General features: G+C 70.4%; 26 protein-coding genes. 14 read left to right on the top strand and 12 right to left on the bottom strand.

All coding sequences use genetic code 11. From position 1 onward, the window contains the following. A partial coding sequence (locus AC1RU4_RS16680) for a hypothetical protein (RefSeq protein WP_492892244.1) occupies positions 1-276 on the top strand: 276 nt, incomplete at its 5' end. A gap of 52 nt (positions 277-328) precedes the next feature. Here AC1RU4_RS16680 and AC1RU4_RS16675 read toward each other — a convergent pair. The 6 genes from AC1RU4_RS16675 to AC1RU4_RS16650 form a co-directional block, all read right to left on the bottom strand. Further along, on the bottom strand, positions 329-1,048 hold the full coding sequence (locus tag AC1RU4_RS16675; protein ID WP_492892230.1) for a rhomboid family intramembrane serine protease: 720 nt from the start codon (positions 1,046-1,048) through the stop codon (positions 329-331). A gap of 89 nt (positions 1,049-1,137) precedes the next feature. Beyond that, the gene (locus AC1RU4_RS16670) at positions 1,138-1,719 is read right to left on the bottom strand and encodes a cob(I)yrinic acid a,c-diamide adenosyltransferase (protein WP_492892229.1); all 582 of its coding nucleotides are present in this window, start codon (positions 1,717-1,719) and stop codon (positions 1,138-1,140) included. Between the two features lie 8 nt (positions 1,720-1,727). After that, entirely contained in the window at positions 1,728-1,931 is a 204-nt protein-coding gene (locus AC1RU4_RS16665) for a twin transmembrane helix small protein (RefSeq protein WP_492892228.1), read from the bottom strand. 81 nt (positions 1,932-2,012) lie between these two features. After that, entirely contained in the window at positions 2,013-2,489 is a 477-nt protein-coding gene (locus AC1RU4_RS16660) for a TspO/MBR family protein (protein ID WP_492892227.1), read from the bottom strand. A gap of 361 nt (positions 2,490-2,850) precedes the next feature. Further along, positions 2,851-3,306, bottom strand: a complete 456-nt coding sequence (locus tag AC1RU4_RS16655) for a baeRF12 domain-containing protein (RefSeq protein WP_492892226.1) — start codon at positions 3,304-3,306, stop codon at positions 2,851-2,853. Between the two features lie 131 nt (positions 3,307-3,437). Next, positions 3,438-4,271: a YihY/virulence factor BrkB family protein gene (locus AC1RU4_RS16650; RefSeq protein ID WP_492892242.1), complete on the bottom strand. Its 834-nt coding sequence runs from the start codon at positions 4,269-4,271 to the stop codon at positions 3,438-3,440. 286 nt (positions 4,272-4,557) lie between these two features. On the opposite strand from AC1RU4_RS16650, the gene AC1RU4_RS16645 reads away from it, so the two are divergent. From AC1RU4_RS16645 to AC1RU4_RS16615, 7 genes are all read left to right on the top strand, one after another. Then, complete coding sequence (locus tag AC1RU4_RS16645; protein WP_492892225.1) at positions 4,558-5,856, top strand: glutamate-5-semialdehyde dehydrogenase; 1,299 nt, start codon at positions 4,558-4,560, stop codon at positions 5,854-5,856. Between the two features lie 214 nt (positions 5,857-6,070). Beyond that, positions 6,071-6,691 (top strand): nicotinate-nucleotide adenylyltransferase, encoded by a 621-nt coding sequence (locus AC1RU4_RS16640; protein ID WP_492892241.1) that lies wholly within the window; start codon positions 6,071-6,073, stop codon positions 6,689-6,691. 118 nt (positions 6,692-6,809) lie between these two features. Further along, positions 6,810-7,226, top strand: coding sequence for a ribosome silencing factor (gene rsfS, locus AC1RU4_RS16635; RefSeq protein WP_492892224.1), 417 nt, complete (start codon positions 6,810-6,812; stop codon positions 7,224-7,226). A gap of 3 nt (positions 7,227-7,229) precedes the next feature. Continuing rightward, positions 7,230-7,712: a 23S rRNA (pseudouridine(1915)-N(3))-methyltransferase RlmH gene (gene rlmH / locus AC1RU4_RS16630; protein ID WP_492892223.1), complete on the top strand. Its 483-nt coding sequence runs from the start codon at positions 7,230-7,232 to the stop codon at positions 7,710-7,712. A 70-nt stretch (positions 7,713-7,782) separates the two neighbouring features. Next, positions 7,783-9,159, top strand: coding sequence for a murein hydrolase activator EnvC family protein (locus tag AC1RU4_RS16625; protein WP_492892222.1), 1,377 nt, complete (start codon positions 7,783-7,785; stop codon positions 9,157-9,159). Continuing rightward, the gene (locus tag AC1RU4_RS16620) at positions 9,156-10,505 is read left to right on the top strand and encodes a S41 family peptidase (protein ID WP_492892221.1); all 1,350 of its coding nucleotides are present in this window, start codon (positions 9,156-9,158) and stop codon (positions 10,503-10,505) included. The genes AC1RU4_RS16625 and AC1RU4_RS16620 overlap by 4 nt, the downstream gene beginning before the upstream one ends. Before the next feature lie 332 nt (positions 10,506-10,837). After that, positions 10,838-11,218: a hypothetical protein gene (locus tag AC1RU4_RS16615; RefSeq protein ID WP_492892220.1), complete on the top strand. Its 381-nt coding sequence runs from the start codon at positions 10,838-10,840 to the stop codon at positions 11,216-11,218. A gap of 43 nt (positions 11,219-11,261) precedes the next feature. On the opposite strand, the gene AC1RU4_RS16610 is transcribed toward AC1RU4_RS16615, so the two are convergent. Next, on the bottom strand, positions 11,262-12,482 hold the full coding sequence (locus tag AC1RU4_RS16610; RefSeq protein ID WP_492892219.1) for an acyltransferase family protein: 1,221 nt from the start codon (positions 12,480-12,482) through the stop codon (positions 11,262-11,264). A gap of 359 nt (positions 12,483-12,841) precedes the next feature. Here AC1RU4_RS16610 and AC1RU4_RS16605 point away from each other — a divergent pair, with 359 nt between their 5' ends. From AC1RU4_RS16605 to AC1RU4_RS16590, 4 genes are all read left to right on the top strand, one after another. Further along, positions 12,842-13,354 carry an RNA pyrophosphohydrolase gene (locus AC1RU4_RS16605; protein ID WP_492892218.1) on the top strand — a complete coding sequence of 171 codons (513 nt, stop codon included), beginning with the start codon at positions 12,842-12,844 and terminating at the stop codon, positions 13,352-13,354. A 93-nt stretch (positions 13,355-13,447) separates the two neighbouring features. Continuing rightward, positions 13,448-14,203, top strand: a complete 756-nt coding sequence (locus AC1RU4_RS16600) for a TetR/AcrR family transcriptional regulator (protein ID WP_492892217.1) — start codon at positions 13,448-13,450, stop codon at positions 14,201-14,203. After that, positions 14,200-15,459, top strand: a complete 1,260-nt coding sequence (locus AC1RU4_RS16595) for an efflux RND transporter periplasmic adaptor subunit (RefSeq protein ID WP_492892216.1) — start codon at positions 14,200-14,202, stop codon at positions 15,457-15,459. The genes AC1RU4_RS16600 and AC1RU4_RS16595 overlap by 4 nt, the downstream gene beginning before the upstream one ends. Beyond that, positions 15,459-18,635: an efflux RND transporter permease subunit gene (locus tag AC1RU4_RS16590; protein WP_492892215.1), complete on the top strand. Its 3,177-nt coding sequence runs from the start codon at positions 15,459-15,461 to the stop codon at positions 18,633-18,635. The genes AC1RU4_RS16595 and AC1RU4_RS16590 overlap by 1 nt, the downstream gene beginning before the upstream one ends. A 186-nt stretch (positions 18,636-18,821) precedes the next feature. On the opposite strand, the gene AC1RU4_RS16585 is transcribed toward AC1RU4_RS16590, so the two are convergent. The 3 genes from AC1RU4_RS16585 to AC1RU4_RS16575 all read right to left on the bottom strand — a co-directional run bounded on the left by AC1RU4_RS16585 (position 18,822) and on the right by AC1RU4_RS16575 (position 21,166). Further along, positions 18,822-19,496 carry an LON peptidase substrate-binding domain-containing protein gene (locus tag AC1RU4_RS16585; protein ID WP_492892214.1) on the bottom strand — a complete coding sequence of 225 codons (675 nt, stop codon included), beginning with the start codon at positions 19,494-19,496 and terminating at the stop codon, positions 18,822-18,824. A 67-nt stretch (positions 19,497-19,563) separates the two neighbouring features. Continuing rightward, the gene (gene trxA, locus AC1RU4_RS16580) at positions 19,564-20,487 is read right to left on the bottom strand and encodes a thioredoxin (RefSeq protein WP_492892213.1); all 924 of its coding nucleotides are present in this window, start codon (positions 20,485-20,487) and stop codon (positions 19,564-19,566) included. An 85-nt stretch (positions 20,488-20,572) separates the two neighbouring features. Further along, on the bottom strand, positions 20,573-21,166 hold the full coding sequence (locus AC1RU4_RS16575) for a prolyl-tRNA synthetase associated domain-containing protein (RefSeq protein ID WP_492892212.1): 594 nt from the start codon (positions 21,164-21,166) through the stop codon (positions 20,573-20,575). Positions 21,167-21,357: 191 nt separating this feature from the next. Between AC1RU4_RS16575 and AC1RU4_RS16570 the strand changes: the two genes are divergently transcribed. Next, on the top strand, positions 21,358-22,158 hold the full coding sequence (locus AC1RU4_RS16570; protein ID WP_492892211.1) for a gamma-glutamyl-gamma-aminobutyrate hydrolase family protein: 801 nt from the start codon (positions 21,358-21,360) through the stop codon (positions 22,156-22,158). 12 nt (positions 22,159-22,170) lie between these two features. Here AC1RU4_RS16570 and AC1RU4_RS16565 read toward each other — a convergent pair whose 3' ends face one another. After that, positions 22,171-22,845 (bottom strand): GntR family transcriptional regulator, encoded by a 675-nt coding sequence (locus AC1RU4_RS16565; protein WP_492892210.1) that lies wholly within the window; start codon positions 22,843-22,845, stop codon positions 22,171-22,173. 172 nt (positions 22,846-23,017) lie between these two features. Between AC1RU4_RS16565 and AC1RU4_RS16560 the strand changes: the two genes are divergently transcribed. Then, positions 23,018-23,239, top strand: a complete 222-nt coding sequence (locus AC1RU4_RS16560; protein WP_492892209.1) for a Trm112 family protein — start codon at positions 23,018-23,020, stop codon at positions 23,237-23,239. Between the two features lie 45 nt (positions 23,240-23,284). Here AC1RU4_RS16560 and AC1RU4_RS16555 read toward each other — a convergent pair whose 3' ends face one another. Continuing rightward, positions 23,285-24,532 (bottom strand): ubiquinone biosynthesis hydroxylase, encoded by a 1,248-nt coding sequence (locus tag AC1RU4_RS16555; RefSeq protein ID WP_492892208.1) that lies wholly within the window; start codon positions 24,530-24,532, stop codon positions 23,285-23,287. Positions 24,533-24,555: the final 23 nt, after the last annotated feature.

Here is a 24,555-nt window from a genome sequence, read left to right as displayed (position 1 = left end):
CGAGCCGTCCGCCTTCACACGGATCTTAACGTTGTAGTCCACAACCCGCTTAACGGGCACGAGGATCTTCATAAGGCACATCCCCAGCCGCCCGCCGTGCGGGGCGGCAGCATCGAACTCGAGACAGGCGCCGCACCTTTGGCCGGCGCGCCGGGCGCTTCGGCGGGCCGAAATCCCGCGAAGACGGGCGAAACTATGGACAGGCCCAACCTCTGTCAACGCGCCAATCCGTCGGATGCGGCGCTCGGCGGGCTTTCACGGATTATGGGATCGTGAAAGCCCGGAAGCCGCCGGACCGGCTGGCTTTCCGCCGGCGGCAGGCCGGGCGCTAGATCGGCGGATGGCCGTCCGGCGTGCCGTCGCGCGAGGTCACCCAGAGCCGCACGCCGGGCCGGCGCAGGAAGATCACCAGCACCGCGCCGGTGGCGAGCCCGCCAATATGCGCCCACCAGGCGGTATCGGCCTCGCCGGCGCGCAGGGCGCTCCACAGCTGGAAGGCGATCCAGGCGCCGAGCGGCCAGATCGCCGGCACGCGCAGGGGAATGCGCATGAACATCAGCACCCAGAGGCGCACATTGGGATGCAGCATGAGATAGGCGCCGACCAGCCCGGACACCCCGGCCGAGGCGCCGACCAGCGGCGAGGCCGAATCCGGCACCGCCAGCGCATGGGCGAGGCCGCCGGCCACCCCGCAGGCGAGGTAGAAGCCGAGATAGCGGGCATGGCCGAGCGCGTCCTCGACATTGTCGCCGAACACCCAGAGGAAGGCCATGTTGCCGGCGAGGTGCAGCCAGCCGCCATGCAGGAACATGTAGGAGATGAGCGTGAGCTCGGCGGGCAGCCGCTCATATTCGGCCGGCAGCACCGCCGCATGGTTCACCACCGCCGGGATCGCGCCGTAGCCGAAGACGGTGGCGACGTCGATCTCCGGCCGGTAGCCGTGCTGCACCAGCACGAAGACGGCGACGTTCACCGCGATCAGCGCCCAGGTGACATAGGCGTGGGTGATGCCTTCGAACGGGTTGTCGTCATTGATCGGCAGCAGCATGGCGAGCGCGGGACACCGGCGGCGCGGAAAGCGCCCATCGCGCGAGAATGCCGCGCCGCGGCGGCGGACGCCAGCGGCACGTGAGAGCGCTAGTCGCGCCCGGCCGCCGGCACCCACAGGACGTCGCCGCCGGCGGCGGCATTGACGGCGCGGCTCATGACGAACAGCAGGTCCGACAGCCGGTTGGCATATCTGATGGCGGCGGGCGAGACGACCTCGCCCTCGCGGCCGGCAAGCTCGACCATCGCCCGCTCGGCGCGCCGGCAGACGGTGCGCGCGACATGCAGATGCGCCGCCGCCGGGGTGCCGGCCGGCAGCACGAAGGAGCGCAGCGGCTTCAGCCCGGCATTCAGCGCGTCGATGTCGCGCTCCAGCCGCTCGACCTGGGAGGCGACGATGCGCAAGGGCTCCCAGCCGCGGTCGACGCCGTCATCGGGCGTCGACAGGTCGGCGCCGAGGTCGAACAGGTCGTTCTGGATGCGGGCGAGCATCGCGTCCATGCCGGGATGCGCGGAGAGGTGCAGCCGGGCGACGCCGATGCAGGCATTGGTCTCGTCGACGGTGCCATAGGCCTCGATGCGCAAATCGTGCTTGGGGCGCCGCTCGCCGGAGCCGAGCGCGGTGGTGCCGTCGTCGCCGGTGCGGGTGTAGATGCGGTTGAGGACGACCATGGGACGCCTCAGCTGCGATGCATCAGCAGGATGGTGGCGAGCACGAAGCACAGCGCCACCGCCTGCAGCAGCACCCGCCATTGCATCAGCTTCTGCGAGCGCATCGGCGAGCCGCCCTTCGCCATGTTGGCGAGGCCCATGATCAGCACCAGAGCCACCGCCCCGAGGGCGAGCGGCAGCACGACGAACTTGGCGATCGTGACGAGGTCCATGGCGTGTCTCCCGGCCGGCGCGGCGCGGAACTCCGTTTATCCCGACATCGGTTCGTTGCCGGCATCGGTTCGTTGCCGACATCAGTTCATGGCGACAATGGCAGCGTTCAGCGCCGTCGCATAGCATACCCACACCAGATAGGGAGCCAGCAGCCAGGCGGCGATGGTGTCGATCCGCGACGAGGCCCAGATGGTGGCGGCGATGGCGGCGGCCAGCAGGATGATGACGGCGAGCGCCACCCCGGTCGCCTCCAGCGCGAAGAACACCGGCGACCAGAGGGCATTGAGGACCAGTTGCAGGAAGAACAGCGCCACCGCCAGCCGCCGGGCCGGCGAGGGCCCGTGCAGCTGCCACAACCGCCAGAGCGCCACCGCCATCAGCACGTAGAGCGTGGTCCACACCACCGGGAAGGCGGCGTCGGGCGGCGTCCAGCCCGGCTTGGCGAGGCCGGCATACCAGGTGGGGATCTTCGGCGTGGTCGCCATCGAGCCGATGGCGCCGACCGCGAGGCACAGGCCGACCGACACCACGAGGCGGAAGAAGGACAGGGTCTTCAAGATCGGGCCTCCGTCTGGCAAGAGCTGTCGGGCGAAAGCTGTCGGGCGAAAGCTGTCGGGCGAGAGCTGCCGGGCGACAGCTGCGGGGGCGCCAGCTTACAGGCGCCGACATGCAGGCGCCGACATGCAGGCGCCAGCTTACAGCCGCCGACATGCAGGCACCGACGTGCAGGCGACAGCTTACCCCATTAAGGAGAACCGGTGGCCTCGGATCAAGCCCCTCGCGCGCAACCGTCGCGACAGCCCGCGCCGGTTGCAGGCGAGGCCGGGAGGCCGGACCGCGGCGGCCAATCCCAGCAGCGAGATGGCCCGGCGGCGGGATGGCCCGGCGGCGAGATCGCCGGCCGGGCGGGCGGGCGGATCACGCCGCGAGGTGCTTCTCGATCTCGTAGACCGGCAGCTTCACCATGTCGCGATCCACCTCGCCGATCAGCGCCTCCTGCACCGCCCGGCTGTAGAACCCCCTGAGCATGCCGAGCGCGCGCGGCGCCGCCACCACGAGCAGCGCGCCGGTCTCGCCGGCGGCCAGCGCGGCGTCGAGCCGGGCGGCGAGGAGGCGCAGGAACGCCGCCTCGGCCTCGTCATGCAGGTCGGCGGGCTCCACCGTGGAGCGCGCCGGGCCGACGGACTGATGCACGCGGCCGGGGGCGTCGGTGCCCTGCGCGCCGGTGGGCGGATTGTCCTGCTCGTGCACCTCGCGGGTGCGCAGGTTCGGGAAGGCGGCGTCGCCTTCATTGTTCAGGATCAGGGCCTTGCGCCCGTCGCACACCACGACGAAGGCACCGGCCGGGATGCGGATCTTGTCATAGGCGGTCATGTCCCGCGTCTCCTCTTGCTTGCCTGCACCCCCATACGCCGGCCGGCGCGGGGGCGCCTTGACCCGGGTCAAGGCGGGAGGACCGGAACAGGTTCCGGGGGGAGTTCCGGGGGGGGGGCCTCCCGCGTGGCTCAGTACGCGGCCTCGCGGGCGCGGCGGATCGAGGCGTTGAGCTCGCCGCCATACACGAAGATCGAGGCGGTGGTGTAGAGGAACACCAGCGCGATCATCACCGAGGCGAGGCCGGCATAGGTGGTGACGTAATTGCCGGCGAAGGCGGCGAGATAGCGCCCGAAGGCGGCGCCGGCGCCGAGCCACAGGGCGAGGGTGACGAGAATGCCCGGCGCCACGTCGGACAGCCGCCGCCGCCCGGCCGGCAGCCACATATGCGCGACGATCAGCGCCACGATCAGGATCACCGAGGTCGCGGCATAGCGCAGGAAGGTGATGATCCAGCCGAACGGCTCCAGCGCCGGCACCCAGCGCACCGCGGTGAGCCACAGAACCGGGCCGAGCACCACCAGGAAGGACAGGGCCAGCAGCCCGGCGGCGCCGACCAGCACATAGCCGATCGATTCGAGGCGCAGCCAGTACCAGGAGCGCATCTCCTTCACGCCATAGGCGCGGTTGAGGCCGATGCGCAGGCTCTCGATGCCGTTGGACGAGAAATAGATCGCCAGCACCACGCCCACCGTCAGCGCGTCGGTGCGCACCTGGGTCAGCACGTTGCGGATCTCGCCGGTGATCGGCGCGGCCACCTGCGCCGGCCACGCCTCCAGCATCAGCTGCACCGTCTCGTCGGCCAGATTGCGGAAATCGAAGAAGGCGGCGAGCGCGGTGACGAAGATGAGGAACGGGAACAGCGACATCAGCGCCGACAGCGCGATATGGCTGGCGATCGCCCAGCCGTCGTCCTCGACGAAACGCCAGAACGCATCCCAGGCGATATCGTAGGCGCGCAGGATAATGATCGTGTCTCCCGAGGCGGGGGATGGCAGGACTGCGGCGGGCTTCCCGCACGACATCGGACGTCGGGGCCGAAATGGCAAGCCCGCGGACGAAAAGCGCGGGCCCCGGCGCGGCGATTCCTGCCGCCAGGGTTAAGCGCCGCGCCGGCTCGGATCGCCGGGGCCGGCGTCCGAACCTGCCGCCAGCTTGCCCCGAAACTGCCTTGCGCGCTTGAGCTTGGCGCGACGGGGACGGAATATGCTAGAAGGTCGGCCCGTTTCGACCCTTTCGCGAGTGAATGCCATGTCCGCCGGCCAGCTGCGCGCCGTCGCCGAATCCGAAACCGACATAAGCGCGCTGATGCGCGAGCTGGGAAGGCGCGCCCGCGCCAGCGCCCGCCGGCTCGCCCTCGCCCCGGCGCCGGTGAAGGAAGCGGCGCTGCGGGCGGCCGCGCAGGCGATCCGCGCCGCCGCGCCGGCCATCCTCGCCGCCAATCAGGAGGACGTGGCGCGCGCCCGTGCCGCCGGCCTCACCGAGGCGCTGGTCGACCGATTGACGCTGACCCCGGCCCGGCTGGAGGCCACCGCCGCCGGCGTCGCCGAGATCGCCGCCCTGCCCGACCCGGTCGGCAAGGTGACGGAGAGCTGGGAGCGGCCGAACGGGCTGCTTCTGGAGCGCGTGCGCACCCCGCTCGGCGTGGTCGGCGTCATCTACGAGAGCCGCCCCAACGTCACCGCCGATGCCGGCAGCCTGTGCCTGAAGGCCGGCAATGCGGTGATCCTGCGCGGCGGCTCCGACAGTTTCCATTCGAGCCGCGCCATCCATGCCGCGATGGTGAAGGGCCTCGTCTCGTCCGGCCTGCCCGCCGACGCCATCCAGCTGGTGCCCACGCGCGACCGCGCGGCGGTGGGCGAGATGCTGGCCGGGCTCGACGGCAATATCGACGTCATCGTGCCGCGCGGCGGCAAGAGCCTGGTCGCCCGCGTGCAGGGCGAGGCGCGGGTGCCGGTCTTCGCGCATCTCGAAGGCATCGTGCATGTCTATGTCGACAAGGCCGCCGATCTCGACACGGCGCTGAAGGTGGTGCGCAACGCCAAGATGCGGCGCACCAGCGTCTGCGGCGCCGCCGAGACGCTGCTGGTCGACGCGGCCGGGGCGGATCGCTTCCTCGCCCCGCTGGTCGCCATGCTGCTGGACGAGGGCTGCGAGGTGCGCGGCGACGCGGCGACGCAGGCCGTCGATCCCCGCGTGAAGCCGGCGGGCGACGAGGACTGGGACACCGAATATCTCGACGCGGTGATCTCGGCCAGGCTGGTCGACGGGCTGGACGCCGCCATCGACCATATCGAGGCGCATGGCTCGCACCATACCGACGCCATCCTTACCGAGGACGCGGCGGCGGCCGAGCGCTTCCTCGCCGAGGTCGATTCGGCGATCGTGGTGCACAACGCCTCCACCCAGTTCGCCGATGGCGGCGAATTCGGCTTCGGCGGCGAGATCGGCATCGCCACCGGGCGCATGCACGCGCGCGGGCCCGTCGGGGCGGAGCAGCTGACCTCGTTCAAGTACCGGGTGCGCGGCACCGGCCAGATCCGTCCGTGAGCGAGGCATGCGGCGGGAAGATTCCCTCTCCCCACACCGAACCCGGCCGTTGCCGGTTTCGTCATGGGAAGGGTCGGACCCGGCAACGGCCGGGTTGGCGGGAGAGGGTCGGGGCGAGGGGCCTTGCGCCGCAATGACCGACACGCCTCCCCCCTCGCCCGACGCGTGCCGCGCCGACCTCACCCCCGCGGGGAGAGGCAAGCTGCCGGCCGCCATGACCCGAATCCCGCCTTTCGCGCCCGGCATGCGGATCGGGCTCTATGGTGGTTCGTTCAACCCGCCGCACGCCGCCCATCGCGCCGCGAGCCTGCTGGCGCTCAAGGCGCTCGATCTCGACAAGGTGTGGTGGCTGGTGACGCCCGGCAACCCGCTGAAGGACAATCAGGGCCTGCCGCCGCTCGCCGAGCGGCTGGCGCTCGCCCGCCAGGTGGCGCGCCATCCGGCGCTGGTGCCGACCGGGCTGGAGGCCGGGCTCGGCACCCGCTACAGCCACGACACCGTGGCCGCGCTCACCCGCCGCTGCCCGGGCGTGCGCTTCGTCTGGCTGATGGGCGCCGACAATCTCGCCGGCTTCCACCGCTGGCAGCGCTGGCGCGACATCGCCGCGCTGGTGCCGATCGCGGTGATCGACCGGCCGGGCACCAGCCTGAAATCCACCGCCTCGCCGGCGGCGCAGGCGCTGGCGCGCTGGCGGATCGACGAGCGGGAGAGCACGCGCCTCGCCGAATTGCCGGCCCCGGCCTGGGTGTTCCTGCACGGTCTGAAATCGCCGCTTTCGTCGACGCAGCTGCGTGCGCGTGCGGCGCAACACAGCCCCGACGGCGGAATCGGTTGAAAAGTCGGGGCATTTCGCAGTATCTTAAAGGAGTATTCACGGTGGGAAATCCCGCCGGGCGGTCCCAGAACGGGAATTTGCCAAACGAACGACGAGAGGATTCGGCCCCCTGTCCACCATGGCGCTCTCCGCAGCCGCCCCCAGCCCGGCGTCTGCACCGGTCTCGCAAGCGCATTATGACGCCGACGAGATCCTGGCTTTCGTTCTCGCCCGTCTCGATGACGACAAGGCCGAGGACGTCGTTTCCATCGACTTGCGCGGCAAGACGACCATCGCCGACCACATGGTGGTGGCGTCCGGCCGTTCGCAGCGCCACGTCGGCGCGACCGCCGAGCACCTCGTCGAGGCGCTCAAGCAGCGCGGCGTGAAAGGCATCCGCATCGAGGGCCAGCCGGCCTGCGACTGGGTGCTGATCGATGCCAGCGACGTCGTCGTCCACATCTTCCAGCCGGAAGTGCGGGCCTTCTACAATATCGAGAAGATGTGGTCGGGCGCCCGTCCCGACACCGCACCCAAAAGCACCCCGCGCGGCTGAGAGGTGCGCCTTCTGGTGATCGCGGTGGGCCGGCTCAAGGCCGGGCCCGAGCGGGAACTGTGCGCCCGCTATCTCGACCGGACGGCGAAAGGCGCGCGGGCGCTCGGCATGTCCGGGCCGGACGTGATCGAGATCGGCGAAAGCGCCGCCCGGCGGCCGGACGACCGCATGGCGGAGGAAGGCGCGGCGCTGCTCGCCGCCCTCCCCGACGGCGCCGGCCTCATCGCGCTCGACCCGCGCGGCACGCAGACCTCCAGCGAGGACATCGCCGACGACATCGCCGCGCGGCGCGACCGCGGCCTGCGCGCGCTGGCGCTGGCGATCGGCGGCGCCGACGGGCTGAGCCCGGCGGTGCGCGCGCGGGCCGACCGGCTGGTCGCCTTCGGCCGCGCCACCTTTCCGCACCAGCTGGTTCGTGTGATGCTGGCCGAACAGCTCTACCGGGCGACCACCATTCTCGCCGGCCACCCCTATCACAAGGGATGAGCGGGGATAGCGGCGGGTTGACCGGCGCCGGTTAATCCGACGTTAACGCTCCTGGCCCTCTGCTCAACCGATGCCCGTCCGTCTCATCGCCCGCCTGAACCGCCTGCTTGCGCCCCGCCTGCTGCGGCCGGCGCTGCTGGCGCTCGCGCTGACGGCGGCGGGCGTGACGCCGATGCCGGCACAGACCCCAACCTCCGCGCCGACTTCCGCGCCGACTTCCGCGCCGCCGGCCGATCCCGCCGCGCAGGCGGCGGCGCAGAAGCAGCGCATGGAGCAGCTGGAGACCGACATGAAGGGCAGCGCCGCCGAGCAGGCGCGGCTCGCGGCCGAGCTCGACACGCTGAAGGGCGACCGCAGCAAGCTGACCGGCGCGCTGATCGACACCGCCGCGCGGGTGCGCGACGTCGAGGAGAAGCTCGACGCCAGCGAGCAGCGCCTGCTCGGCCTGGAGCGCGAGGGGGCGGATATCCGCGATTCGCTCGATTCGCGGCGCGACGAGCTGGCTCAGGTGCTGGGCGGGCTGGCCCGGCTCGGCCGCCGCCCGCCGCCGGCGCTGCTGGTGCGCCCGGACGACGCGCTGCAATCGGTGCGCTCGGCGATGCTGCTCGGCGCCTTGCTGCCGGAGCTGAAATCGGAGACCGAGCTGCTTTCCGGCGAGCTCGCCGCCCAGCAGCGGGTGCGCGAGGAGGTAGCCTCCGAGCGCGACGCTCTCGCAGAATTGAAAGCGACGCTGGGCGAGGAGCGCCGGCGCACCGCGGCGCTGATCGAGGAGCGCCAGCGCTCGATGGAGGCCGGCGAGGCCGCGCTCGGGGCCGAACGCGACCGGGCGGCGGCGCTGGCGGCGGAAGCCGGCAATGTCCGCGACCTGCTCGCGCGGATGGAAACCGAGATCAGCGCCGCGCGCAAGGCGGCCGAGGCGGCCAAGGCCTTGCCGAACAAGGCGGATCAGACGGCGAGCCAGCGGCTGGCGGCACTGAGCAACCCCGGCCGCATGACGCCCGGCGTCGCCTTTTCCGACGCCAGGGGCCTGCTTCCGCTGCCGGTGAGCGGCACGGTGCTGAAGTCCTACGGCACGGAAGACGGCTATGGCGGGGCGGAGAAGGGCACCTCCCTCGGCACCCGGCGGCAGGCGCAGGTGGCCTCGCCGAGCGACGGCTGGGTGGTCTATGCCGGCCCGTTCCGCTCCTATGGACAACTATTGATCATCAATGCCGGCGGCGGCTACCATATCCTCTTGGCCGGGATGGATAAGATCACGGTCGAGTTGGGACAGTTCGTATTGTCCGGTGAACCGGTCGGGGTGATGGGCGACGGCCCGCAGCTGGTTTCTTCGGTCGGCCTTGGAACCGCCCAACCCATTCTCTATGTCGAGTTCCGCAAGGACGGAATTTCGATTGACCCGACCCCCTGGTGGGTGACGAGCGAGAGCGAGAAGGCACGCGGATGATGCGTAGGACGTCTGTATTTCTGATGGGCGCGGCGGTCGGCGCCATCGTCGCCTTTGGCGCTGCCCAGCCGCGCCTGCTGCTCGAACCGGCCGCGGCGATGGCGGCGGCCTCCGACACCTACCGTCAGCTGAACCTGTTCGGCGACGTGTTCGAGCGCGTGCGCGCCGATTATGTCGAGAAGCCGGACGACGCCAAGCTGATCGAGGCGGCGATCAACGGCATGCTGGCCTCGCTCGACCCGCATTCGACCTACATGGACGCCAAGGACTTCCGCGACATGCAGGTGCAGACCCGCGGCCAGTTCGGCGGGCTCGGCATCGAGGTGACGATGGAGGACGGCCTCGTCAAGGTCGTCGCGCCGATCGACGACACCCCGGCCGCCAAGGCCGGCGTGCAGGCCGGCGACCTGATCGCCAAGCTGGACGACGAAGACGTCAAGGGCATGACGCTCAGCCAGGCGGTCGAGAAGATGCGCGGCGCGGTGGCCACCCCGATCAAGCTGACCGTGATCCGCAAGGGCCAGGACAAGCCGCTCGAGCTGACGCTGGTGCGCGACATCATCAACATCAAGTCGGTGCGTTCGCGCGTCGAGGATGGCGACATCGCCTATATCCGCATCACCTCCTTCAGCGAGCAGACCGCCGAGGGCCTGAAGAAGGCGATGGAGGACCTGACCAAGCAGATCGGCGAGGACAAGCTCAAGGGCTACGTCATCGACCTGCGCAACAATCCGGGCGGCCTGCTCGACCAGGCGATCGAGGTGTCCGACACCTTCCTCGACCGTGGCGAGATCGTCTCCACCCGCGGCCGCAACGCCGACGAGATCGAGCGCCGCAACGCGCGGCCGGGCGACCTCGCCCATGGCAAGCCGGTGATCGTGCTGGTGAACGGCGGCTCGGCCTCGGCCTCCGAGATCGTCGCCGGCGCGCTGCAGGACCACAAGCGCGCCACCATCCTCGGCTCGCTGTCCTTCGGCAAGGGCTCGGTGCAGACGGTGATCCCGGTCTCCGGCAACGCCGCGATCAAGCTGACCACGGCGCGCTACTTCACGCCGTCGGGCCGCTCGATCCAGGCCAAGGGCATCTCGCCCGACATCGAGCTGGTGCAGGACGTGCCGGCCGAGGTGAAGGAGAAGGCCGAGGCGGCCGGGGTGGAGACCACCCGCGGCGAAGCCTCGCTGAAGGGCCACCTGAAGAACGGCGACGACGAGAAGACCGGCTCGCCGGCCTATGTGCCGCCGGACCCGAAGGACGACACCCAGCTGAAGATGGCGATCGAGCTGATGCACGGCGTGCAGAAGAACGCCGCCTATCCGGCCGACCCGAAGGCGGCGGTGCCGAACTGAGGCCCGCCGGAGCGATGACGGGATCCGGGCCGAAACCTCGGCGACGATCCGGGCAATGATTGCAAAACCCCGCCGCGAGGCGGGGTTTTTCGTTGAAGGGTCGGCCGCCATGCGCTCCCGGCGGAGCGGCCGGCCTCGTCACCCCCGGCCTCGGCGTCGCGACGGCCTCGCCGCCCCGGCGTCGCGGCGGCGAGCCGCCACCGGGGCCTCGCGCGTGTCGCCCCGGCATCGCATCGGGCAAATCCGGGCCCGTGGCAGGCCGGGCCGGATTTTTCGCGGCGCCGACATGGGCTTGCCGCGATGCTGCCTTGGTCCGGTTCGACAAGGATCGCATGACAACGCATCGCCACACGCCGGCGTCCGCGCCGAAGACGCTCAACGACATCGAGGGGCCGCTCGGCCGCGATGTCGGGCATGACAGCGACCTGCACTACGCCGCCGTGGCCATTTTCGGCCTCACCGGCTTCGCCATCGTCGCGGTGGCCTCGGCCTGGCTGATGCTGCGCGGCGGCGAGCCGGTGGCGGTGCGCCTCAACCAGCCCTTCGAATATGAAAGCACCGCCGTCGCCGCCGACGCGCCGACGCTGCGGGCGGGCTCCGACGCCGACGAAGGCCCCGGCCCCGGCGCCTTCACGCTGATGGACGCCGCCACCGGCCTGCGCGAAGTGGTGGAAGTCGCCCCCGCCGGCGGCCCGCCGACGCTGGCGCAGTAGCGCGGCCGCTCCGGCAGCGCCTCCCGCCGGATCCGCGGCACCATCACCCCGCGGCATTACCCTGCAGCACATTACCCTCCAGGGCGTTCGCGGCGATGGCAGGCGAGGCCGATCGCACGGCGCGGGCGGGCGGCGGAACGATCGCCATGGACAGCTTGTTGACCCGGGCGATCCACCATTTGTCGAACGCGATCATCGGCAGCGACACGAGCACGGATACCGCGACGGTGATGGGGATCGCCAGCATGCCGACGCCGCGGCCATGGGCCGGCGCCAGGTGCAGCCAGGCCCAGGACCCCACCGAGGCCAGGACGAGGAAATGCAGCAGGTAGATCGGGAAGGACAGCTGGCCGAGGAAGGCGCCGGTCGGCCCTGACAGCGGCCGGCTGATGCCCGGATTGTTCTCGACGCCGATGATCAGCATCACCGCCGCGGCGATCCAGAGATAGACGCCGTTCTGCTCGTTCACGCCGAACGGCGCCAGCCAGGAGAAATAGCCGTCCGGCCGCTGATAGGCGAGCAGATAGACGGCGAAGATCACCAGTCCCCAGGTCAGCCATTTCGGCAGGTCGAGCGAGCGGCGGTCGAACAGCAGGCTGAGGCCCAGCCCGGCGATGAAGGCGACGTAATAATAGGAAAAAAGCGTCGACCAGATCATGGCCGCCAGCCAGCCTATGGCGGCGAGATAGCCGCTGAACTTGCGCATTTCCACGACCAGGAAGACAAGCACGAAGATCAGCAGGCTGCCCCACAGCTCGAAATACATCGTGCCGAGCGGGCTGTTGTAATATTGATGATCCTTCACGAAAAATACGTAGAAGGACCCCTGCACGAAAGCATCGTAGAGCGACGGGGCAAAATTCATGTCGGGCGGTATCGAATAACCGAACGTGTCGAGCCACTGCGAGTTGGTGATCCGGGCGACGTCCTGGTAGTAATACAGCCCATACATGAAGAGCAGGGCGGAAATCAGGAAGCTGATGGTAACCGGGCCGGCCAGTCGGAACCAGCGCTTGAGAATCGACCGCAGCAGATAGCGGTAGCTTTCGGTCTCGACATAGCGTCGCGTCAGCACGTAGCCGGACAGCACGAAGAAGAACGTCACCGCCGCCGAACCGGCGATCAGGATCTGCAGGGGCTGATAGGCATAGCGAAATTCAGGATCGAAAAAGGCGACCCAGCTGTGCCCTATCACCACCGCGAACGCCGCAAGTCCTCTAAGCGCCTCCAGTGCAACGTCTTTTTTCCCAAGATTGATCAGCATATCCATCCCCCGACATAATTTTCTTTATCTTTATGATGACCGCAACACCTCGTATCTCCCGAGCATGCAGCGGGAATCGACACTTTATCGATCCGGTTCGCATCTCGCCATCATCAAACGTCGTTTGGTGCCGGGTCCGCACGGGTTGCGCTCATCTTTCACAATGAACTGCCGTTGCCGGCCGAACATTCGCAGGCGCATCAACCGGGCCGGGAACATCTGCATCGAACGGCGCATCCACGCACCTCAGGACCCGCGCTAAGCATAAATCCAGCCGCTCCTACGTTCCGTCACCGGCCTCGCCTATATTGGGCTGGCGGCGACATGCCCGCGTGACCCCTCGATGGCCGGCCGTACCGATGATCCCGTTCGAACAGCTCCCCTACCGCCCCTGCGTCGGCGTCGTGCTCGTCAACCGCGACGGGCTGGTCTTCGTCGGCCGCCGCCGCGGCGGCGCCGAGCATGTCGACGCCACCCATTCCTGGCAGATGCCGCAGGGCGGCATCGACGAGGGCGAGAGCCCGGAAGACGCGGCGCTGCGCGAGCTCTACGAGGAGACCAATGTCCGCTCGGTGGAGCCGCTGGCGGTGGCGCCGGAATGGTTCGCCTACGACCTGCCGGAGGCCATCGCCCGCGAAGCCTGGAAGGGGCGCTATCGCGGCCAGATCCAGAAATGGATCGCGCTGCGCTTTACCGGCCCGGATTCCGAGATCGACGTGCTGAAGCCGGGCGGCGGCGCGCACAAGGCGGAATTCGCCGACTGGCGCTGGGAGAGGCTCGCCGACACGCCGGGGCTGATCATCCCGTTCAAGCGCCCGGTCTACGAGAAGGTGGTCGCCGCCTTCGACGGCATCGTCGGGCCGGCAGCCTAGCCGCATCGACATGCGAACGAACGTTCGTTCTTGACTCGCGCGGTGTCATTGGCCATTTTGCGAACGAACGTTCGCTCTCATTCGGGAAGCTCCATGTCCGATCTGCATGTGCCGGAAGCCGAGGCGGCCGCCCTCGACGCCTCGCCACCGGCGACGCCGGGCGCGAAAGGCGCGTCCAAGGCAGGCACACCCAGATCGGGCGCACCCAGGCCGGGGGGGCAGCCGAAGAAGCCCGATCCGCATCGGCGGATCCTCGACGCCGCCGCCGCCTGCTTCACCCGCACCGGCTTCCACGCCACCAGCATGCAGGAGATCTGCGCCGAAGCGGGAATGAGTCCGGGCGGGCTGTACCGCTATTTCCCCTCGAAGGCCGCGATCATCGTCGCCATCGTCGAGGAGGAACGCAGCGCCCGCCTCCAGATGCTGGAGCTTCTCCAGCAGGCGCCAAGCTTCGCCGATGGCCTCATCGCCATGGGCCAGGCGCTGTTCTCCGGCGAATTGCCGATGGTCTGCGCCGATCTCGGACCGGAGATCGCCACGGAGACCGCACGCAATCCCCAGCTCAAGGCCAAGTTCGACGAGGCCGATGAGGAAATGAGCGGTGCCATCCGCGCCGCCTTCATCGCGGCGCAGGAACGTGGGGAGATCGACCCCGCCATCGACCCCGATGTGGCCATGACGCTGATCGACGCCATCGGCGACGGGTTGCTGCTGCGCCGGCGGCTGCAGCCGGACCTGCCGCTGGCGCAGATGATGCCCGGCTTCGGCAACCTCATCACCCGCATGCTCGCGCCTGTCGCTCCCGTCCCCGCCGGCTCCCCCGCCTCCAGCACGGTCGACCGCACATGAAATTCGCTCCTTCCACCCTGCATGGGCGGGTGACGCTCGCCCTCGCCATGACCGCCTTCGTGGTGGGCGTCGGCGGCTATGCGCTGCGCGACCGCATCCCCTTCGGCCTCAGGCTCGGCATCGGCGAGCCGGCGCAGGCCACCGCCGTGCCCGAGCCGGAAAAGGCGCGCGGCGTCACCGTCACCGTGGTGCCGGCGGCCCCGCGCGAGGTGGTGGAGCGGCTGCCGGTGACCGGCACGCTCGCCGCCCGCGAGGAGATCATGGTCGGGCCGGAAATCGACGGCCTGCGCATCACCGACATCCTGGTGGAAGAGGGCGACCGCGTCGAGAAGGGCGCGGTGCTCGCCCGGCTGTCGCGCGACACGCTGCAGACGCTGCTGGCACAGAACACCGCCAATGCGGCGAAGGCGCAGGCCGCCATCGCCCAGCAGAAGGCGGCGCTGGAACAGGCCAACGCCCAGCGCATCGAGGCGGAAGCCGCGGTGGAGCGCGCCCGCACCCTGATCAAGACCGGCGCCACCTCGCAGGAAGTGCTCGACCAGCGCGAGCGCGCGGTGAGCGTCGCCAGCGCACAGGTGACCGCCAATGCCGAGGCGGTGACCGCCGCGCAGGCGGAACTGGCGCAGATCAAGGCGATGCGCGACGAACTGGAGGTGCGGCTGGCCCGCACCGAGATCACCGCGCCGGAGGCCGGCATCATCTCCTCGCGCGCGGCCCGGCTCGGCGCCATCGTGCTGTCGGCCAATACCGAGCCGCTGTTCCGCATCGTCAAGGACGGCGCCATCGACCTCGATGCCGAGGTGCCGGAATCGGCGCTGCCGCGCATGAAGCCGGGCCAGCCGGTCATGGTGACGCCCGCCGGCTTCCCGGCCCCGATCGCCGCCAGCGTGCGCCTCGTCGGCGCCAAGGTCGACGCCGCCACGCGGCTCGCCCGCGTCGCGGTCGCCCTGCCGGACGATCCGCGGCTGCGGCCCGGCGCCTATGCGCGCGGCGATATCGAGCTCGCCCGCCGCACCGGCCTCGCTTTGCCGCTGTCGGCGGTGCAGTTCGACCGCGACGGCGCCTTCGTGCTGGTGATCGCCGACGACACGGTGAGCCGGCGCGAGGTGAAGACCGGGCTGATGGGCGAAGGCTTCGTCGAGATCGTCGAAGGCGTGGCCCAGGGCGAGAACGTGGTGGCGCGCGCCGGCGGCTTCCTGCGCGACGGCGACCGGGTGACCCCGGTGCCGCTCGCCGAGCAGAAGGGAGGCGCCTGATGGCCCTCAACATCTCCGCCTGGTCGATCCGCAAGCCGATCCCGGCCATCGTGCTGTTCGTGGTGCTGACCGCGCTCGGCCTCTACACGTTCGACCGGCTGCCGGTGACGCGCATGCCGAATATCGACGTGCCGATCGTCTCGGTCACCGTCACCCAGCCCGGCGCCGCGCCGAGCGAGCTGGAGACGCAGGTGACCAAGCGGGTCGAGACCGCGATCGCCGGCGTGCAGGGGGTGAAGCACATCACCTCCTCCATCACCGAGGGCGCCTCGGTGACCACGGTGGAATTCCAGCTGGAAACCCAGGTCGACCGCGCGGTGAACGACGTGCGCGACGCGGTGACCGGCATCCGCTCCGAGCTGCCGCAGGATATCGAGGAGCCGCTGATCCAGCGCATCGACGTCGAGGGCATGGCGATCGTCACCTATGCCGCCTCGGCGCCGACCATGACGCCGGACGAGCTCTCGTGGTTCGTCGACGACACGGTGATCCGGGCGCTGCAGGGCGTGCGCGGCGTGGCGCAGGTGAAGCGCGAGGGCGGCGTCGACCGCGAGATCCGCATTTCGCTCGACCCGAACAAGCTGGCGGCGCTGGGCGTGACCGCCGCCGACGTCAACCGGCAGCTGGTCGCCACCAATGTCGACCTCGCCGGCGGACGCGGCGAGATCGGCACGCAGGAGCAATCCGTGCGCACGCTGGGCGGCGCGCTCACCGTGAACGACCTCGCCGAGACCCGGATCTCGCTGCCGGCGAATTCCGGCGCGTCCTCGCGGCAGGTCCGCCTGGCCGACCTCGCCACCGTCACCGACGGGGCGGCCGAGCCGCGCGTCTTCGCCCAGCTCGACGGCAAGCCGGTGGTGGCCTTCGGCATCTACCGCGCCAAGGGCTTCTCCGACGTCGTCGTCGCCGACCGGGCGGAGGAGGCGCTGCGCAAGCTGGAAGCCGCGCATCCCGACGTCACCATCAGCCTGATCGACACCACGGTGCGCTACACCCAGGCCGACTACGAATCGGCGATGCACACGCTGATCGAAGGCGCGGTGCTCGCCATCATCGTGGTGCTGCTGTTCCTGCGCGACTGGCGCGCCACCCTGATCTCGGCGACCGCCATCCCGCTCTCCATCCTGCCCACCTTTTGGGTGATGGACATGCTCGGCTTCTCGCTGAACGGGGTGAGCCTGCTCGCGGTGACGCTGGTGACCGGCATCCTGGTCGACGACGCCATCGTCGAGATCGAGAACATCGTGCGCCACATGCGCATGGGCAAGTCGGCCTATCGCGCCGCCATCGACGCCGCCGACGAGATCGGCCTCGCGGTGGTGGCCACCACGCTGACCATCGTGGCGGTGTTCGCGCCGGTGAGCTTCATGGGCGGCATTGCCGGCCAGTATTTCCGCCAGTTCGGCATAACCGTCGCGGTAGCGGTGCTGTTCTCGCTGCTGGTGGCGCGGCTGCTCACCCCGATGCTCGCGGCCTATTTCCTGCGCGACCACGGCCATCGCGAGAAGCCGGACAGCCTCATCATGCGTGGCTATGTGCGGCTGCTCAATGCCAGCATCCGCCACCGCTTCATCACCGTCGCCACCGGCATCCTCCTGTTCATCGGCTCGATGTGGCTGTCCACCCTCCTGCCCGCCGGCTTCATCCCCAATGCCGACGTCTCGCGCTCGGTGCTGGCGCTGGAACTGCCGCCGGGCGCGACGCTCGACGCGACGCGGCGGGTGGTCGGCGAGGTGACGCGCTTGATGGAGAAGCAGCCGGAAGTGGCGAGCGTGTTCGCCACCGGCGGCGGCGGTTCGGCGGGCGGGCCGGCGAACGCCGCCGGCGAGGTGCGCAAGGCGACGATGATCGTCAACCTCAAGCCGCGCGCCGAGCGCCGCGGCACCCAGAAGCAGTTCGAGGTGCGGATGCAGCGCGAGATCGCCGCCATTCCCGACCTGCGCTTCAATTTCGGCGCCTCGGGCGGGGCGGGACCGGGCGGGCGCGAATTCACCATCATCCTCTCCGGCTCGGACGGGGCGTTGGTGGAGAAGACGGCGCTGGAGCTGGAGCGCGAGATCCGCGCCAAGGTGAAGGGCCTCGCCAATGTGGTGACCTCGGCGGCGCTGGAGCGGCCGGAGCTCAGGGTGGTGCCGCGGCTCTCCGAGGCGGCGCAGCTCGGCGTCTCGGTGGCGGACATCGCCCAGACGGTGCGCATCGCCACCATCGGCGACATCTCGCAGAACCTCGCCAAGTTCTCCGCCGGCGACCGGCAGGTGCCGATCCGGGTGCAATTGGACCAGAACGCCCGCGCCGATCTCGCCACCTTCCGCACGCTGAAGGTGCGCACCGCGGCCGGGGCGGCGGTGCCGCTCGACGCGGTGGCCGACATCGAGTTCGCCACCGGGCCGACCAGCCTCGACCGCTACGACCGGGCGCGGCGCGTCGCCATCGAGGCCGACCTCGCCGCCAATACCCAGCTCGGCGAGGCGCTGGCCGAGGTCTATGCGCTGCCGGCGGCCAAGAATCTTCCGACCGGGGTGAGCCTGAAGGAAGCCGGCGACGCCGAGATCATGGCCGAGGTGTTCGGCGGCTTCGCCACCGCCATGGGCGCCGGCGTGATGATGGTGCTGGCGGTGCTGGTGCTGCTGTTCGCCAACGTGCTGCAGCCGATCACCATCCTGGTGGCGCTGCCGCTCTCGGTCGGCGGGGCGTTCGTGGCGCTGCTGATCACCAACAACGCCATGACGCTGCCGGTGGTGATCGGCTTCCTGATGCTGATGGGCATCGTGACCAAGAACGCCATCCTGCTGGTCGATTTCGCCATCGAATCGGTGGCGGCCGGCCACGACCGCACCACGGCGCTGATCGAGGCCGGGCGCAAGCGGGCGCAGCCGATCGTCATGACCACCATCGCCATGGCGGCGGGCATGGTGCCCTCGGCCATGGGGCTGGGCGAGGGCTCGGACTTCCGCGCGCCGATGGCGATCGCGGTGATCGGCGGCCTGCTCGCCTCGACGCTGCTGTCGCTGGTCTTCGTGCCGGCGGTGTTCACGCTGATGGACGACGCCCAGCGGCTGTTCGGCCGCCTCTTCGGCCGCTTCGTCGGCGCCCGCGACGAGCCGGGCGAGCCCCACCATCCGGCGCCGGCGGCAACGCTGCACACCATGCCGCGCCCGCCGATCGCGGCGGAGTGACGGGCTCGGTGAAGCGACGGGGAGGTTTCTGCCGGAAGCGATCTGCGTGAGAGCACCTTGCCCCCTCTCCCCATCGGGGAGAGGGCTGGGGTGAGGGGTCTTCGACACCCCCAACCGCGTAGCCCCTCACCGACCCGCTTCGCGGGCCACCTCTCCCCAATGGGGAGACGGTAAGGAAGGACAAAGCTACTGGAGCGGCGTGTCGCCGTCGCTGCCCTGGCCGCGGGCCAGCGCCATCTCGGTGACGGCGATCAGCATGTCGGCGCGGGCGGACAGGCTCGGCGCCTCCAGCAGCGCCTGCTTCTCGCGCGGGCCGAAGGGCGACATGATGGCGAGCGCGTTGACCAGCGCCTCGTTCGGCGCGTCCTTGATGCCTTCCCAGTCGGCTTCCAGCTGGTTGGCGTCGAGATAGGCGGCGAGCGTGCGCAGCAGATTGGCGCGGTCCACCGCCTCGGCCCCGAGATTGGGGGTGAAATCGCCGACGAAGCGCTCGAACGCGACCCGCGCCTGCCGATAGGCCGTGGCGGCGCCGGCGACCTCCTCCACGATGCGGAAGCGGGCGACGCCGGTGAGGGTGACGAGATAGCGCCCGTCGCCGCTCTCGGCGAATTCGGTGATCCGCCCGAGGCAGCCGACGCTCTGCAGCGCCGGGCTGGCGGTGGCGACCAGCGCCGGGATCGACTGCACCATGCCGATGAGGCGCTCGCCCTTCAGCGCGTCGTCGACCATGGCGAGATAGCGCGGCTCGAAAATGTTGAGCGGCAACTGGCAGCGCGGCAGCAGCAGCGCCCCTTCCAGCGGAAACAGCGGCACCACGGCGGGAAGTTCCGCAGGCCCGCCATAGGGGCGGTTCATGGCCATGGAAGTCCTCCGACAGGATGTGCCGGCCGCAGCCGGCGCAAGAAGCGAGCCCGGAGGATGCCGGCGCTCACGCGAACAGGATGGACGACAGGCGGCGACGGCCGAGCACCGTCATGTCGTCGGTCGGGCCCCAGGCCTCGAAGAACTGCACCAGCTGCTTGCGGGCGCCGTCCTCGTTCCAGCTGCGGTCCTTGCGGATGATGGCGAGCAGCGCGTCCATCGCCTCCTCGCGCTTGCCGCGGGCGTTGAGCGCCACGGCGAGGTCGAAGCGGGCCTGATGGTCGAGCGGGTTGGCGGCGACCTTCGCCTCCAGCGTGCCGACATCGTCGAGGGCGCTGGCGGCCTCCTCCAGCTCGATGGCGGCGCGGACGGCGACGACCGCCGGATCGCTGGCACCCGCCTCGGGCACCAGGGCGAGCGTCGCCTTGGCCTGCTCGAGATCGCCGGCGGCGAGATGGGCGCGGGCGATGCCGGCGAGCGCACGGGCGTTGCCGGGCTCCTCGCCCAGCACATGGGCATAGAGCTCGGTGGCGCCGGCGGCGTCGCCCTCGGCCAGCGCCGCGTCGGCGCTCGCCAGGATCTCGCCGAGGTCGGGCGCACCGTCGGCGCCGGCCGTAAGCCGGTCGACCAGCGCCTTGATCTGCGACTCGGGCTGCGCGCCCATGAAGCCGTCCACCGGCTGGCCGTTGACGAAGGCGTAGACGGTGGGCAGCGACTGGATGCCGAGCTGCTGGGCGACGGAGGGATGCTCGTCGGTGTTCATCTTGGCGAGGCGCACCTTGCCCTTGGCGGCGCGCACCACCTTCTCGATCACCGGGGTGAGCTGCTTGCAGGGGCCGCACCACGGCGCCCAGAAATCGACCAGCACCGGGCGGAGCTTCGATTCCTCCACCACGTCCTTCATGAAGGTGCGGGTGGTGGTGTCGATGACGACGTCGTCTCCGGCCTGCGCGCCGTTCGGGGCCGGTTCGGCGGACTGGTTGAGCAGCATGGGGGCGTCCTCGAAAGGGTCGGTCTGGGCCTGAAGGTGTTCTGTCGGTGCTTAAAATGGTCGGTCGGGCGGCGATTGCAACCGCTCAGGCCGGGCCGGCCTCCATGCCGGCGTCGATGCCGGCCCCGCCGCCGGCTTCCGCCTCCGCCTGCGCCTCGGCTTGCGTCGCGACTTCCTGGCGCCGCGGTATCGCCAGGACGACCGGTTCGTGGCCGGTGGCGCGCAGGAAGCGGACGAGGTCGTCGCGGGCGATGGTGGTGGTGGCGGTGTTGACCAGCGGATGGCAGTTGATGTGCGCGTGCCGCATCAACTCGGCATCGATCACCACGGTGACGCGGCCTCCGGTGTCGTTGACCGGGGCGAAGGCGGTCACCGCGCCGGGCTTCACGCCGAGGACCTCTTCCAGCAGCTCGGCGCTGCCGAAGGACAGCCGGCTCGACGCCCCGAGCGGGCCGTGCAGGCTCTTCAGATCGACCTGCGCCTCCTGCCCGATCACGACGAGGAAGAGGTTGCCCTTCTTGTCCTTGAGGAACAGGTTCTTGGTATGGCCGCCGGGGATGTCGCGGTGCAGGCCCTGCGACTCGGCGACGGTGAAGACGGCGGGATGCTCGATCGTGCTCGTCTCGATGCCGAGCTCCTCGAGGCGGGCGAACAGGTCTTCCGGGGTCAGCGCGGGCATGGCAGGGTCCTTGGAGATCGCCCGCTTCTAGGCGCGCCCGGCACGCGCCGCAAGCTCCCGCGGCAAAGCTCCCGCGGCACGCTCCCCGCGCAGGCGCGCGTCGAAGGACCTCCAAGTGTTCGTGAACGACCCCGTTGACAGGAGCGGGGCAGCGATCCCACATCTTGGCGAGCAATCGGGAAAGTGATCACATGCGTCCTGTCATCGGCGTCATCAGCGACGTCAAGGCGTCCGGCGGCCATGTCCTGCACGGCGTCACCGAGAAATACATCTATGCGGTGGCGCGCGGCGCGCAGGCGCTGCCGGTGCTGCTGCCCGGCACCGTCTCGGCGGTCGACGCCGCCATGGCGCCAGAGCGGCTGGTGGTGGAGGAGATCTTCGACCTCGTCGACGCCATCTTCCTGCCGGGCAGCCCCTCCAACGTCGCCCCGCATCTCTATGGCGACGCGCCCTATGAGCCGCCGCTGCCCTCCGACCCGTATCGCGACGACCTCTCGCTGCCGCTGATCCGCGGCGCCATCGAGCGCGGCGTGCCGATCTTCGGCGTCTGCCGCGGCTTCCAGGAGATGAACGTCGCGCTGGGCGGCTCGCTGTTCCAGAAAGTCTACGAGCAGCCGGGCCATTTCGACCATCGCGAGGATGCGAGCCTCGACATTGCCGGCCAGTACGCCCCGGTGCACGACGTGGTGCTGGAGCCGGGCGGGCTGCTGGAGACGCTGGCCGGCGCCGGCCGCTGGAAGGTGAACTCGCTGCACGGGCAGGGCGTCAACAAGCTGGCGCCCGGCCTCAGCGTGGAGGCCCGCGCCGAGGACGGGCTGGTGGAAGCCTTCCGCGTCACCGATGCGCCGGGCTTCACGCTGGCGATTCAGTGGCACCCGGAATGGCGGTTCTGGGACGACAGGCTGTCCTCCGCCGTGTTCACCGCCTTCGGGGCGGCGGCGCGGCTCCGGGCCGAGAGCCGGCGCGGCTCCTCGCTGAAGGCGGCGGAATAGTCGGCGCCCCGCTCAATCGAGCTGGGCGCGCAGGTGGCCGATGCCGTCGCGGATGTCGGCCTCGATGGCCCGGCGCAGGCCCGCCTCGTCGCCGGCCGCCAGCGCCTCCAGCGCCTCGGCGTGGCGGTCGACGCGGTAATGTTGTTCGAGATCGGCCAGCGCGAGGCGCATGAACGGGCCGATCTGCAGCCACACCGATTCGATCAGCGGCACCAGCACCGAATCGGCGCGCGCGCCGTAGAGCGCGGTGTGGAAGGCGAGGTTGCTCTCGATCATCGCCTCGATGTCGCCGTGCTTCCACGCCGCGTCGGAGACGCGGTCGAGCGCCTTGAGCCGCTCGCGGAACGCCGCGTCGGCCAGCGGCAGGGCGCGGGCGGCGGCTTCCGCCTCCAGCAGGGTGCGGGCGGCGAAGAGCTCGTCGAAGCGGCGCGCGGTCATTTCCGGCACCCGGACGCGGCGGTTGTCGAGCAGCACCAGCGCCCGCTCGGCCACCAGCCGGCGCAGCGCCTCGCGCACCGGCATGGCGGAGACGCCGAGCGCCTCGGCGAGGCCGCGTATGGTCACCGCCTGCCCCGGCGGGAAGCGCCCGCTCATCACCGCCCGCCGCAACCGGCGGAACACCCATTGCTGCACGGTCTCGCCGGCAAGGCGCGGGTCGTCGGGCAGGTCGAGGCGGGAGGCATCCATGTCGGCTGATGACGGCATCTGTTTCGCGAAGCGGCGGCTTTCTTCTGACACGCCGACGCGCGATTGTCAGGATCGGCCGCTATAAAGCCGCACCGCGGAGAGCTGCCGCACCAAAAGCTGCCGGATGTCGGCTATAAGCCGGCGCCCCGCCCCACCGATCACGGAGCCGACCATGCCTGAGACCACCTCGCACCGCGCCGGATACGAGCTCGACTCCAAGCTGCTGGAAATCCTGGTCTGCCCCGTCACCAAGGGCCCGCTCGACTATGACCGGCAGGCGCATGAGCTGGTTTCGCGCACGGCGCGGCTCGCCTATCCGATCCGCGACGGCATCCCGATCATGCTTGCCGACGAGGCGCGCCCGCTGACCGAGGAAGAAGCCGCCAGAAGCTGAACCGGATCCGGCCGGGAGCTTCAGCCGGGAACGCGGCCGGGCGGCTCACAGCATCTCGCCGCGCAGCAGCCGCGGCGGCTGGCCGCCGAGGCCGGCGGCGCCGCGGATGAACTGGCTCTTCAGGCTCGGCAGCCGCTCGACGAGCCCGAGCCCGACATCGCGGACGAGGCGCAGCACGTCCGAGCGCTGGCCGAACAGCCGGTTGAGCCCGTCGGTCGCCACCCCCATGGAGAAGGTGTCGAAGCGCCGCCAGCGCTGGTAGCGCTCCAGCACGTCCGGCCCGCCGATGTCGAGGCCGAGCCGGGCGGCGTCGGTGATCGATTCGGCCAGCGCGGCGACGTCGCGCAGGCCCATGTTGATGCCCTGCCCGGCGATCGGGTGGATGGTGTGGGCGGCGTCTCCCACCAGGGCGAGCCGGTCGGCGACGAAGCGCCGCGCCATCTGGAAGCCGAGCGGGAACACCTTGGGCTCGTCGAGGATCTCCAGCGGGCCGAGCTCGAGGCCGAAGCGCTGCTCCAGCTCGTCCAGCAGCAGCACCCGCGGCAGCGCGAGCAGCCGGGCGGCGGCTTCCGCCGTCTCGGTCCAGACGATGCAGGAGCGGTTGCCGGTCAGCGGCAGCCGGGCGAAGGGGCCGGCGGGCAGGAAATGCTCCACCGCCTTGCCTTCGTGCGGGCGCTCGTGGCCGACCGTCATCACGATGGCGGACTGGTCATAGGGCCAGCCGACCGTGCCGATGCCGGCAAGGCTGCGCAGCCGCGAACGGCCGCCGTCGCAGGCGCAGAGCAGCGACGCGGCGACGCGCCCGCCATCCTTGAGCAGCGCCGACACGCCGGACGGGCCGGCGACGTAGCTGTCGACGCCGACCGGCAGGAAGTCGATGCCGGCCTCCCGCGACGCATCGGTGAGCGCGTCCTGCAGCAGGGCGTTGGAGACCATATGGGCGAAGGGCTCGCCCGGCTCGACCTCGCCGTCGAAGGAGAGGAACACCGGCCGCGCGGCATCGCCGAGCCGGCTGTCGGTGATCTCCATGGCGAGGATCGGCTGCGCCTGCGCCGCGACCCGCTGCCACACGCCGACCGTCTCCAGCATGCGGCGGGCGCCGGCGGCGAAGGCGGAGGCGCGCATGTCGGAACTGCGCGGGGCGACGCCGTCTCCCCGCCCGGCAAAGGCCGGATCGGCGACGGCGAGCCGCGCCTCCGCGCCGAGCCCGTGGCGCAGCGCGAGGGCGAGCGACAGCCCGGCGAGGCCGCCGCCGGCGATGACGACGTCGAAGCGTCGAGCGTGCTGTTCCATGGCGGCCTCATCCCTTCGCGGCA

Source organism: Ancylobacter sp. GW821-FHT10E12, assembly GCF_058809335.1.
The sequence above is the reverse complement of the archived record's forward strand: the minus strand, read 5'-3'. Positions and strand labels throughout refer to the sequence as shown.